This is a genomic window from Streptomyces sp. adm13(2018), assembly GCF_008042145.1.
In the GTDB taxonomy this organism is placed as follows: domain Bacteria; phylum Actinomycetota; class Actinomycetes; order Streptomycetales; family Streptomycetaceae; genus Streptomyces.
Window position 1 is genome coordinate 544,632 of record NZ_RDBH01000114.1, and the last position, 12,504, is coordinate 557,135.

At 69.9% G+C, this 12,504-nt stretch carries 8 protein-coding genes and 1 pseudogene; 1 reads left to right on the forward strand and 8 read right to left on the reverse strand.

Annotated elements, in window-relative coordinates:
• Positions 1 to 65 precede the first annotated feature (65 nt).
• On the reverse strand, positions 66 to 2,177 hold the full coding sequence (locus EAO70_RS14870; RefSeq protein ID WP_148003417.1) for a SpoIIE family protein phosphatase: 2,112 nt from the start codon (positions 2,175 to 2,177) through the stop codon (positions 66 to 68).
• A gap of 171 nt (positions 2,178 to 2,348) precedes the next feature.
• Between EAO70_RS14870 and aspS the strand changes: the two genes are divergently transcribed.
• Positions 2,349 to 4,157 carry an aspartate--tRNA ligase gene (gene aspS / locus EAO70_RS14875; RefSeq protein WP_148003418.1) on the forward strand — a complete coding sequence of 603 codons (1,809 nt, stop codon included), beginning with the start codon at positions 2,349 to 2,351 and terminating at the stop codon, positions 4,155 to 4,157.
• 282 nt (positions 4,158 to 4,439) lie between these two features.
• On the opposite strand, the gene EAO70_RS14880 is transcribed toward aspS, so the two are convergent.
• The 7 genes and pseudogenes from EAO70_RS14880 to EAO70_RS14915 all read right to left on the reverse strand — a co-directional run.
• The gene (locus EAO70_RS14880; RefSeq protein ID WP_148003419.1) at positions 4,440 to 4,874 is read right to left on the reverse strand and encodes a hypothetical protein; all 435 of its coding nucleotides are present in this window, start codon (positions 4,872 to 4,874) and stop codon (positions 4,440 to 4,442) included.
• Positions 4,875 to 4,879: 5 nt separating this feature from the next.
• Positions 4,880 to 5,491 carry an SMI1/KNR4 family protein gene (locus EAO70_RS14885; RefSeq protein WP_187283880.1) on the reverse strand — a complete coding sequence of 204 codons (612 nt, stop codon included), beginning with the start codon at positions 5,489 to 5,491 and terminating at the stop codon, positions 4,880 to 4,882.
• 184 nt (positions 5,492 to 5,675) lie between these two features.
• Positions 5,676 to 5,984 carry a hypothetical protein gene (locus EAO70_RS14895; protein WP_261992858.1) on the reverse strand — a complete coding sequence of 103 codons (309 nt, stop codon included), beginning with the start codon at positions 5,982 to 5,984 and terminating at the stop codon, positions 5,676 to 5,678.
• Positions 5,985 to 6,250: 266 nt separating this feature from the next.
• Positions 6,251 to 6,646: a hypothetical protein gene (locus EAO70_RS14900; protein WP_148003421.1), complete on the reverse strand. Its 396-nt coding sequence runs from the start codon at positions 6,644 to 6,646 to the stop codon at positions 6,251 to 6,253.
• 44 nt (positions 6,647 to 6,690) lie between these two features.
• On the reverse strand, positions 6,691 to 11,388 hold the full coding sequence (locus EAO70_RS14905; RefSeq protein ID WP_261992859.1) for a putative T7SS-secreted protein: 4,698 nt from the start codon (positions 11,386 to 11,388) through the stop codon (positions 6,691 to 6,693).
• Positions 11,388 to 12,035 carry a hypothetical protein gene (locus EAO70_RS14910; protein WP_148003492.1) on the reverse strand — a complete coding sequence of 216 codons (648 nt, stop codon included), beginning with the start codon at positions 12,033 to 12,035 and terminating at the stop codon, positions 11,388 to 11,390. The genes EAO70_RS14905 and EAO70_RS14910 overlap by 1 nt, the downstream gene beginning before the upstream one ends.
• A pseudogene (locus EAO70_RS14915) lies at positions 12,032 to 12,415 on the reverse strand (SseB family protein); the annotation flags it as partial. The pseudogene EAO70_RS14915 and the gene EAO70_RS14910, both read right to left, overlap by 4 nt.
• Positions 12,416 to 12,504: the final 89 nt, after the last annotated feature.

Here is a 12,504-nt window from a genome sequence, read left to right on the forward strand (position 1 = left end):
GAGTAGGCCGCTGGGGGACGGGCCCGGCCCGTCCCCCCACAGGTCCGGCCCCGTCCCCCAGCGGCCTACTCCCGCACCGAGTCCGGTTCGTTCAGTTCGAACCAGATCGCCTTGCCCTCGCCCCGCGGGTCCACGCCCCACGCGTCCGCGAGCATCTCCATCAGGACCAGGCCCCGCCCGCTCGACGCCATCTCGCCCGGGTGCCGCTTGTGCGGCAGTTCGTCGCTCCCGTCGGAGACCTCGACCCGCAGCCGCCGTGCCTTCTCCCCGCAGGCGACCTCGGCGACGAGCAGCGCGTCGCCGTCCGTGTGGACCAGGACGTTGGTGACCATCTCGGAGACCATCAGGACAGCCGAGTCGAGCTGCTCCTCGTCCCGCCAGTCGTGCAGGAGCTGCCGCACCTGCTCGCGCGCCGCGGCGATCCGCTCCGGCTCGGCCTGCGCGATCGTCATCAGCGTCCGGCGCGGCGCCTCCGCCAGCCTGCCCACCGGCCGGCGGGACAGCAGCAGGACCGCGATGTCGTCCTCGCGGCGGTCGGCCAGCGGCCCCGTCGTGTGGTGCGAGCCGGGGCCGTGGACGGCCTCCACGAGCGTGTCGGCGAGCGCCTCCAGATCCTCGCCGTCGTGGGACTCCAGCAGCCCGCGGACCCGCTCCCAGCCGGTGTCGAGGTCGTGCCCGCCGGTCTCCAGGAGGCCGTCGGTGCAGATCATCAGGGTCTCGCCGGGTTCGAGGGTGAGCCGGGTCGTCGGGTAGTCGGTGTCGGGGTCGATGCCGAGCGGCAGCCCGCCCGCGGTCGGCCGGAGGAGAACCGTCCCGTCGACCATCCGGACCGCCGGGTCCGGATGCCCGGCCCGCGCGATCTCCACGGTCCCGCTCTCCAGGTCGACCTCCAGATACAGGCAGGTCGCGAAGCGCGGCCCGGCCTCGCCCTCCCCGTCGTCGCCGTCGGTGATCCCGTACAGGAAGCGCGAGGCGCGGGAGAGGACGGCGTCCGGCCGGTGGCCCTCGGAGGCGTACGCCCGCAGCGCGATCCGCAGCTGGCCCATCAGCCCGGCCGCGCGCACGTCGTGGCCCTGGACGTCGCCGATGACGAGGGCGATGCGCCCGGAGCCGCGCCCGCCGGTGCGGGATGTGCCGCCGGGCAGCCGGATCATGTCGTACCAGTCGCCGCCGACCTGGAGTCCACCGCCGGTCGGCACGTACCGCGCGGCGACCTGGATGCCGGGGATGCCGGGCCCCAGGACCGGCATCATCGTCCGCTGGAGCCCCAGCGACAGTTCGCGCTCGGACTCGGCCACGCCCGCGCGTGCGAGGGCCTGCGCGAGCATCCGGGCGACCGTCGTCAGCACCGAGCGCTCGTCGGGGGTGAACGCCACCGGATGCTCGAAGGCCGCCATCCAGGCCCCCATCGTCCGGCCGGCGACGACCAGCGGCACGAAGGCCCAGGAGCGGCGGCCGAAGCGCTGCGCGAGCGGCCAGGTCACGGGGAAGCGTCGCAGGTACTCGTCCGGGCTCGGCAGGTAGATCGCCCGGCCCGTCCGCGCGACCTCCGCCGCCGGGTAGTCGGTGTCGAGCGACATCGACGAGAACGGGCCCTCGTCGCCCTCGCTGTGCCCGTGGTGGCCGATGACCGTCAGCCGGTCCCCCGCCACCCCGAAGACCGCGAGCCCGTCCGGCGAGAACCCCGGCATCGACAGGGAGGCCGCCACCCGCAGCACCTCGGCCGTCGACCGGGCCTCCGCGAGCGCCCGCCCGGCGTCCAGCAGGAACGCCTCGCGGGACCGGCGCCAGTCGCCTGTGACGGGGGTGCGCGCCGCGGTCCCCGGCAGCTGCTCGGCGACCTCCTGGAGGGTGCCGACCAGCTCGTAGTCGTTCCCCCGGACGAGCGGCTTCGACCTGCTCCGTACGGTCCGGATCACCCGCCCGTGCTCGTCCATGATCCGCAGCCGGGCCTCGGCGAGCGTCCCCTCGGCGACGGCGAGGTTCACGACCCCGTCGATCTCGTTCCAGTCGACGGGATGGAAGCGCGAGCGCACGGCCGCCTCGGTGAGCCGAACGGGTTTCGCGGGCAGCCCCAGCAGCCGGGCGGCCTCGGCGTCGAGCGAGACGATCCCGGACGCGTTGTTCCAGCGCCACAGGCCGGTCGCGATCGCGGCCAGGACGTCCTCGGTGCGCATTGCCCTACTTTATGAATATCGGACACCAGATCGCCACTGAGCGTATTCGAAAACCGATACCGGCCCGGCCGGTACTCTGGGTGGGTCTGCCCGTGTGTCCTGTGACTGCTGTGACAGGGGCCACAGGGCGGTCGCCCCAGACCCGAGATCCCGAAGACTGGATGAACGACGATGCATCGGTACAGGTCCCACACCTGCGGCGAGCTCCGCGCCTCTGACGTCGGCACCGACGTCCGGCTGAGCGGCTGGCTGCACAATCGGCGCGACCTGGGCGGCATCCTCTTCATCGATCTGCGCGACCACTACGGCATCACGCAGCTCGTCGCCCGCCCCGGCACCGCCGCGGCCGAGGTCCTCGACAAGCTGACGAAGGAGACCGTCGTCCGCGTGGACGGCAAGGTCGTCTCCCGCGGCGCGGAGAACGTCAACCCCGAGCTGTCGACCGGCGAGATCGAGATCGAGGCCGTCACGGTCGAGGTCCTGGGCGCCGCCAAGCAGATCCCGTTCACCATCAACGCCGACGACGGCGTCAACGAGGAGCGGCGCCTGGAGTACCGCTTCCTCGACCTGCGCCGCGAGCGCATGCACCGCAACATCATGCTGCGGTCCGCCGTCATCGCCGCGATCCGCTCCAAGATGGTGGCCCTCGGCTTCAACGAGATGGCGACCCCGATCCTCGCCGCGACCTCCCCCGAGGGCGCCCGCGACTTCGTCGTCCCGTCCCGCCTGAACCCGGGCAAGTTCTACGCGCTGCCGCAGGCGCCGCAGCAGTTCAAGCAGCTGCTGATGATCTCCGGCTTCGACCGGTACTTCCAGATCGCGCCCTGCTTCCGCGACGAGGACGCCCGCGCGGACCGTTCGCCGGGCGAGTTCTACCAGCTCGACGTCGAGATGAGCTTCGTCGAGCAGGAGGACGTCTTCCAGCCGATCGAGAAGCTCATGACGGAGCTGTTCGAGGAGTTCGGCGGCGGTCGCCACGTCACCTCGCCGTTCCCGCGGATCCCGTTCCGCGAGTCGATGCTCAAGTACGGCAACGACAAGCCCGACCTCCGCACCGACCTCGAACTCGTCGACATCTCCGACGTCTTCGAGGGCTCGGAGTTCAAGGCCTTCGCCGGCAAGCACGTCCGCGCGCTCGCCGTCCCGGACACCGGCGACCAGCCGCGCAAGTTCTTCGACCAGCTCGGCGACTTCGCGGTCTCCCTCGGCGCGAAGGGCCTGGCCTGGGTCCGCGTCGGCGAGGGCAACGCCCTGACCGGCCCCATCGCCAAGTTCCTCACCGAGGAGAACGTCAAGGTCCTCACCGAGCGCCTCGGCCTGCTCCCCGGCCACGCGATCTTCTTCGGCGCGGGCGAGTTCGACGAGGTCTCCAAGATCATGGGCCCGGTCCGCGTCGAGGCCGCCAAGCGCGCCGGCCGCTTCGAGGAGAACGTCTTCCGCTTCGCGTGGATCGTGGACTTCCCGATGTACGAGCGGGACGAGGAGACCGGCAAGATCGACTTCTCGCACAACCCGTTCTCGATGCCGCAGGGCGGTCTGGAGGCCCTGGAGACCCAGGACCCGCTGGACGTCCTCGGCTGGCAGTACGACATCGTCTGCAACGGCATCGAGCTCTCCTCCGGCGCGATCCGGAACCACGAGCCCGAGATCATGTTCAAGGCCTTCGAGATCGCGGGCTACTCGCGCGAGACGGTCGAGCAGGAGTTCGCGGGCATGCTCCGCGCCTTCGAGTACGGCGCCCCGCCGCACGGCGGCATCGCCCCCGGCGTCGACCGCATCGTCATGCTCCTCGCGGACGAGCCCAACATCCGCGAGACGATCGCCTTCCCGCTGAACGGCAACGCCCAGGACCTCCTGATGGGCGCCCCGACGGAACTGGACGAGTCCCGCCTGCGCGAGCTGAACATCCAGCTCCGCAAGCCGGTCGAGAAGAAGACGACCGACATCACGGACGCGGTCCACCCGGACGCGGCGCGGTAGTCACCGGAACGCACGGCAGGGCCCGGACTCCTGAGGGAGTCCGGGCCCTTCGTGTGTGCCTGGCGCACCAGGGTCACGCCGGAGGCGAAGGCCGTGCGTCGCGAGACGACCCCGCCCCCTCAAGGGCGGCCGCGAGGCCGATGTCACCCGGGCGCCGACGCAGTCCGACCGTGGCGGGCGGACATGGTCGCGAACCCCTCCGAATGAGACGTGCCGCGCGAAACCGCGTCCCGGAGACCTGACGTGACCTGACGTGGCTAGGGCCCCCATCCCCCCGGGCGCTCACACCGCGGCGGCGGCGCGGAACCGCTCCAGCGAGGAGACGAGATCACGGGCGGCGCCGCTTTCGGCGGGAAGCTGTGAGAGGAGCTGCCGTTCCAGTTCCTCGGCGAGCCGGAGCACGGCCGCGGCCAGCTCGCCGGGCCGGCAACTCCCCACGGTCGTCCCGTTCGCGGACACGGTGACGACCGCGTCGCGGTCACGCCGAAAGTCGAGCCGGAAGGAGGACCCGGTGCCCACGAACGAGGCCGACTTCCGCTCCGCGGTGAGGAGGGGCCGGAGCGCGTCGAGGAGCAGGGGCACGGACAGGTAGATCATCATCCCCTGGTCGGGAACATGCCCCGCCGATCCCGCCGTACCGCTCTCTCCCTCGCACAGGACGTCACCGAGATCGAACTCCCCGGCCTCACCCTGCCCAGGGCGCACGCTGAACGCCATCCGGATCACGGGAGGTTCCTCTCGGGCAGCGAGGGAGGAAACGGTCCGGAAGGCCGCGTCGCCGGGTCGGTGGGAAGGGGCGGTCTCACAGGTCCCAGCCGGCGGACGTCGTGCGCGGTGAGCGGGAACGAGGAGGAGAGGATGTCCGAGTGCAGCTCTCCGTCGAGGGCGTCCGCGAGGAATCGCGTACAGGACATGGGGAAGTGCTCCCATCGTCCACCGCGTGCCTCGTTCACCATGACGGTCCACCGCTCCGGAGGAACCCCCGGCACGACGAGCCAGTAGAGACACTCTCCGTTGTCCGTGACCGCCCACGGGACGACCCGGGCCCCCTCCGTCTCCAGCTCCACCGGCTTCTTCTCGAACTCCCACAGGTCTTCCAGGTCTTCGGCCTGGTTCCTGGCCCATGTGAGGAGGTCGTAGTGGTGGTTGGGGCAGCCGGGTTCGAGAACGTACAGGTAGTCGTCCCAGTTGCTTCCGCCGTAGACGCGGACGAGTTCCTTGTAGTCGGAGGGAAGCTCCACCCCGATGGCGTGCTCGACCCCGTCCCAGTCCTTCTGGCGGGACTCGACCGGAGTCGGCACGAGGGCGGAAAGCCGGGCAAGACTGTCGGTCATGGAGTGGACGCGCTCCGGTGCAGATGGCAGGCGTGTTCCGCGAGGTTCCGCTCCATCCTGTCCGTCAGGTCGGCTTCGTCGAGAACGTAAGCATTCATAGGGACCGATACCAACACGACCGAGCGACAACCGCATGCCGTTTAGGCAGTGCCACGCCGACGACCAGCACCTTCGATGCACGGACTCAGCTCGCTCTCCATCGTCGGCGGTCTGTCGCTGGGTCGGGCGGGCCCATGAAGGAGTCGAGCTTCTCGATGATCTTGCGGATTTCGCGGGCTCCGCGAAGCGACATTGCCTGGATCACGCCGTCGAGCAGGGCACGGCCCTCGAGAGGGTTGCCGCAGCAGTACCAGTGCACGTTGCCGAACTCGTCGTCGTGCCAGAGCTCACGCGTGGGCCGGTGGACGTAGTCCTTCCACAAGCGGAAGGCTGAGCTGACGTCCCCCGGTTGCAGGTAGTTCCGCGTGCGTTCGAGGCGAACGATCTCGGACAACGTCCGCGAGGATAGGCCGTCGATGGCCGACCTTGGGTGTGGTGACTGCTGCCGGTCCGGGGTTGCTGCCCGGATGCGTCCTGGCCGTCTACGCGGCATGGACCTTTCGGTTGGTCGTCATGCCGTACATCGTGCCACGAGGTCGAACAGTGTCTCGAACGGATTCCCTCGCCCGGGGATGCGTCGGACGTGAGGGCGGTCCGCGTCCCACCGTAGTCCCGAAGCGACTGACCGCTGCACCCGGCTCCTGGCCATCGCCACTCTCGTCAGACCCGAATCCGCGTGCAGGTGAGCTGCTCCTCGTGATCCAGGACTACGACGGTGGGCTCGGGCTCGTCAGTGAGGACGACGAGGTCGTCCATCGCGGGATACCAGAGGTCATCGATCGACTCAAGCAGGAGCGCGACGCGGATTCTGGCGGCTACTCGGTCCGCCGGCCAGGCGACCAGCACGCTCTCGCCGGCCCCCTGGAGGAGAGCCTCCACGGCGGTACGGAGCTCCGAGACGGTCGCCTCCGACAGGTCGGTCCGTCCCTCCGCGTTGTGGCGAATCCCGACCAGGTCGCTCAAGGACCCCCCGATGGCCCGAACGAACTCGTCGAACATCTCCGGCCTGCTCTCGGCTCCCAGTGCTTCGATGGTGCTGGCGAGCTTGGGCGGCATGCGAACCCCTGATCTCTCCGTGCGGCGCACCTTCAGGTGCTTCGTCAGTTTCCTTCCAGGACGTTCCCGTCGTTGTCCTGCCAGGGAGCCCATCCGATGTATCGCGATCCGGGCGTGGACGGGTCCGCGGGAAACCAGTCGTGACCGTACACTCCGCCACTTCCCTTCTTCCCTCCGGACCAGTCCCAGAAATTAATGTGTCCGTCCGCTCCGTCGATGCGCCACCCCCGGATTCGATCGGGAGTCTGCTCGCCGATCAGAGTCCCAGTGCCCTCCCCCTGGGTGGGGCTGCGGTCGTACATCTTGATCGAATCAGGCCCCAGGTCGCCTCCTGCGTGCTGCCGGGCAGCTGCGATCGCCTCGTCGTAGTTCGACCAGGAGTAGTCATAGCGTCCGATCGAAGGCTTGCTGTATCCACGAGGGTCCCCTGGAACGTTGCCTCCTGCGGGCTCGGCTCCCTCCGGTAGGTCAGGGCACGGGGACAGCCCCAACGGGTCGGCCCAGGTATGTGGGTTCTGGACATAGGTCGCAGGGTTGTCAGCCGGCGCCAGGCCCAGCGGGTCCTGGGAGAGGTAGCGGGCCGATTCCGGGTCGTAGTAGCGGAAGTGGTTGTAGTGGAGGCCCGATTCCGGGTCGAAGTACTGCCCCGGGAAGCGGAGTGGTGTGTACGCCGTGGCGTCGCGGTTCCACGTCGTCGTGCCCCAGAGAGTGCTGCGCGTGCGCCAGGCCACGTCGCCCGACTCGTCGACGAGTTCCGACGGGGTGCCGATCAGGTCCGTGACGATGGCGAAGAAACGCTCATCGGTGGAGTCGGCGCGGCGTTCTGTCTGCGCCAGCGGCCGCAGGCCCGCGTGGTCCCACGTGAGCGTGATGTCTTCGGTCGTCTGCTCGCAGAGGGTCGTGCCGTCCCAGGTGAAGTGCACCGTCTCACCGGGGGACTGCTTCGATATCCGACGTCCCAGAGGGTCGTACGCGTATCGCCAGACCGTACCGTCCGGGGTCGTCACCGAGGTCATACGGTCCTCGGCGTCCCACTCGTAGTGCCAGGTGTCCGGCTTCTTCGAGAGACGGGTCTTCTGGCGCAGGACGATGCGGCCCTGGGCGTCGTGTTCGTAGCGGACGGACCCGGCGCCGGTGATGCGGGTCCCCTGGTACGTACGAGGGCCTGTCGAGGAGTGGGCCGGGTGGGCGGACGGCCACGAGGCTTCCGTCTGGTTGCCGGCGCCGTCGTAGGCGTACCGCTCCGTCCAGTTGTTCGCCCGCACAGCCGTGACGCGGCCCGAGACGTCCAGCTCAAAGCTGCGGGCGCCCGACAGCTCATCGGTGATGCCCACGAGTCCGCCGTCCGCGCGGTAGGCGTACTCACGGTGCTGGAGCCGGTTACCCGCGCGGCCGGTGACGTCCTGCTCGGTGAGGCGGCCCATCGTGTCGAATGAAGAGGTGAGGGCGGCGAAGTCGCCGACATGTCGGGAGGTTTCGCGTCCCAGGAGATCAAGGTCGAAAGTCAGCGTACGGCCCGAGGTGATCAGCTCCGTCCGACGCCCCGCCTCGTTGTACGACCAAGTGCTCGTCGAGCCGCTTGGGGTCGTCCGCCCCGTCCGCCGGCCCACCGCGTCGTGGGTGAAGGAGAGCGTCCGGCCGTTCACGGTCTCGGAGAGGAGGAGCCCGTGGCGGTTGCGAAGACGCTCAAGCCTCGCGTCCGGGCCCGTGGCTATCGCGAGCTGGTCCGAGATGTCGTACTCGAACGTCGTGACCGCCCCGCCGTCGACCTCCTTGCGGACGACCTGCCCGAGTCGGTTGTGCGTGACGCTGACGGACTGGCCGAGACCGTTCGTGCGCGAAACCAGGTGCCCAGCCGCGTCATACGTGTAGCTCAGTGTCCGGTCGTCGAAGTCCGTCTCCGCTTCCAGACGCCCCGTCGCGTCGTAGCTGTAGTCCCAGGTAAGACCATGCGGATTCGTCACCCGCGTCAGCCGCAGGTTCGTGTCGTGGGAGAACTCGTAGCGGACACCGTCCGGGCCCGTTCGGGATGTCAGCAGGTCGAAGTCGGCGTACGTGAAGTGCGTCGTGGCGCCCATCGCGTCGGTGTGGCTGAGGCAGTTGCCTTCGCCGTCGTACGTCCAGGACTGCGTCGTGCCGTCGGGTTCCGTCCGGCGCGACGGCAGGCCTTCGACCGTCCACTCCATCCGGGTCTCGGAGCCGAGAGCGTCGGTGAACCGAATGGGACGGCCGAAGGCATCGTGCTCGTAGCGGGTGGTGGCGCCCAGCGGATCAGTGATCTGGACGGGAAGGCCACGGATGTCCAGGACGAGCAGGGTGGTCGCGCCGAGCGGATCCGTCGTCGAGGTGAGCCGGCCCGACTCGTCGTACGTGAACTCGGTCCGGGCGCCCGTGGGATTCGCCACCGACGTGCGGTTGCCGTGCTCGTCGAAAGTCTGGCGGGTGACGTTGCCGTCGGTGCCGACGATGCCTATGGGGAGCCCGAGTTCGTCGTACTCGACTCGGGCCTGCCGCCCGTCAGGGCGCTCCGCCACTGTCAGGCGGCCCTGCTCGTCGTAGGTGAAGGAGCTGACGTTCCCCAGCGCATCCGCCCGGGACAGCAGCCGGTTGCGGCGGTCGTACGTGAAGCGGGTGACTGCGCCCAGCTCGTCGATCTCCGCCACGACCTGGGCGAGGTCATTGATCACGTGGCGCTTGGTGTGGCCCAGTCCGTCGGTGAGGGACGTCGTGCGGAGGCCCGTCACGGGGTCGACGTCGTCCCAGGTGAACGTGGTCTCCAGGTGTCCGTTCGTGCCCGACTGGTAGGTGCAGCGGTCCTGGTCGTCGTAGACGTAGTCGAAGTGGCTGCCGTTGGTGTCGGTCCACGAGGTGATGCGGCCGTGCTCGTCGCAGCCGAAGCGAAGGGGCACGCCCGAGGAGTTGATGACTTCGGTCAGGTGGCCGGCCGTGTAGCCGTAGCGCAGGATCTCCTGGTCGGAGCCGTCCGCCGCCGCCTCCGCGAGGTGGAGGGCCGTCACCCGGCCCTCGTCCGTCGTGAGTTTCAGGTGGTAGCCGCCGTGGTGGACGATCGCCGTCGGGGCGCCCGTCTCGTCGTGCTCGAAGGCGATCCAGCGACCGTTGCGGTCGTCGATCTGGGCCAGGAGGGCGAGTCCCTCACCGTGGTCGGCGAAGTGGCGGACCGTGCCGCTGTCCGGGTCCGTCACGGTGTAGCCGTCCTCGACCCGGTCCAGCGGCCACTGCCTGCCGTGCGTGGGCAGGACCGGGACGCCGGGCGCCGGGTGCGGGTACGCGAGCAGGCTGCCCTCGTCGCAGCTGAAGACCACCCCCTCCGCGTCGACCTCCAGGCGCTGGTCCACCGTCGACGACCAGGTCGGGCCGAACCAGCGGCCCGAGCGGCGCGAGGAGTCGAAGGTGCGCCGGAAGACGAGGGGGAGCGAGCCGGGCAGGGTGATGTCGGTCTGCGGCAGGAGGACCCGACCCGAGGCGATGTCGACGGGGTCCTTCTCGCACCGGGTCTCCTTGCCCTGCTTGCAGGCGGTCGGCGGGTCCTTCTCGTGGTCCTTCCGGCTGCTGCCCGGACCGTCGGCGATCGTCTTCCCCGCGTCCGGGCGGTGCTTGGCCGCGTCCTTCAGCCCGGCGCGCAGACCTCCCCGGATCACCCCCGCGCCCTTCGTCCCCAGCATCTCCGGCACCAGTCGGCCGAGGAACTCCGACGGGTCGCCCTTCGCCGCGTCCCAGGCGTTCTTCAGGGCCCGGTCCGGGTTCGCCGCCGTGGACACCAGGCCGGCGAGCGTCGTGTTGACGCCCTTGTAGTAGTCCGCCGGGTGGGTCAGGTTGTACGGGTCCACCGGGTTCACCGAGCGGACGAAGTTGAGGAGGCCGGCCGTGCCCTTGACGACTCCGCCGCCGAAGTGGGCCAGCTCGATGCCCTGGCCCAGGCCGTAGTCCATCAGCTCCAGCTTGGCCCGCTCGCGGCCCGTGGGCTCCTTCGGCGCGTGCGCGAGTGCGGCGGCGACCGCCGCCTTCGCGGTGTCCCCGGCCTCGTTCCGGGCCTTCCGCGCGTCGTCCAGGATCTCCTTGGCCCGCTGCCGCTTGGCCTTCCCGGGGTCCGTGAAGGCCCCCGGGTCCGGCAGCGGACTGTCGCCGGTACGGGCCGCGTTGTACGCGTCGACCTTCTTGTTGTACGAGTCGACCGCCGCCTTGGAGTCCCCGTCGCCCTCCTTGTAGAGGGCTATCGCCTCCCGCGCCTTGCCCTGCGCGCTCACGACGGCCCTGGAGTACGTCTCCAGCGCCTTGGCCGCGTTCTCCATGGCGTCCGCCGCGTGCAGCCAGTCCGTCGGCAGGGTCGAGAACCTCTCCCGGAACGCGTCCGCCGCCTCGCCCTTCCAATGGCCGGAGTCCAGCTTCCGCATGCCGCTGCCGACCAGGTCGAACGCGCGTCGGAAGTCCCGGAGGTTCTTCACCGCCCCGGCGATCTTCTCCGGCTTGCCGTGGATCAGCTCGTCCGCTTCCTCGGTCTGCCCGAGCTGCTGCTCCCCGACCGACGCGCCGAGGGAGGCCGCCGTCTCGTCGCCCCAGTCCTCGACCGAGTCCGCGATGTCGTGGGCGCCGATCCTGTCCAGGCCCTGGCCGGCCTTGTCGGTCACGTAGTCGACGCCCTCGCCGACGATCTCCTTGCCCTTGTCGATGCCGTCACCGATCTTGTCGATGCCCTTGTCGACCAGCCCTCCCCAGTCCACCATCAGCGGTTCTCCCCCCACCGCGGCTGTTCGGCCTGGTCGATGGTCGCCTGGTCGGGATCAAGGAGGTCCTTGAGCCGCTGGTCGGCCCCGTCCCGTCGCTCCGGGTCGATCGCGCCCGTCCGTTCCAGTCCGTCGAGCATGGAGTCCTCGACGTCGTACACGGTGTTCTTCCAGGTCTGCTTGACCTCTTCGTGGGCGCCCTCGAACGACTCCGGGCTCCAGTCGGCCCCGTCCCACGTCTGCTGGTCGCGGATGCTGTCCCAGCTCTTCTGCTTCACCTCGTCCTCGGAGAGGTGCGGGTTCCCGTTGAGGGAGTTCACCCCGACCTTGATCGAGTCCTTGATGTACCGCTCCTGCTCGGCGAACGACCCCGCCGACAGGCCGACCGCCTGCGCGAAGCCGTTTCCGCGCTGGGTGAGGGCGCGGACGCCCCACTCCCACCGGTCGCAGAACGTCTCGAACTCGGACGTCAGTCCGCCGTGCCCCAACTCCAGCCCGGAGAGGGCGAGATCGGAGAACCCGCGACCCGTCGACGCCTCCCCGACCATGCCGAGTTCCTTCAGCTCGGCGTGCGCCAGGTCGATGCCCTTCGCCACCTCCGCGAGTGCCGCCGCCGGCGCCGCGAGATCAGGCTCGTTTCCGCTCATCGTGTCCCCGTTCCCCCGACATCCACTGTCTCCCCGAGATCCACCGCCGCCTCGTCCGGGACGATGCCCGCCACCGGCGGGAAGACCATTCCGTCCGCACTGCCCGCGTCCAGCGCGACCCCGCCCGGGCCGGGCAGCATCGGCACCATCACGTCGAGCAGGCGCGCGCCCAGGATCGTGCGGTACGTCCACTCTCGACCGGTGTCCCCCCGGGCCGCCGCGAACCGCGCCAGCGCCTCCTCGTCGGAGAAGGCGCAGATCCACCGCACCCCGTTGAAGTCCGCGGTCCACAGGCTGTCCTGGTCGTCGAACGGCACCAGCACGGCCGTACGCCGGAATTCGCCGAGCAACCGCGCAAACTCCCGCCGGGCCTCGGCGAGGCCGTCCGTCCGGTGCCGATGCTGCSCGGSRCGGGCGGGGTCGCGCTGGACGCGGGCAGTGCGGACGGAATGGTCTTCCCGCCGGTGGC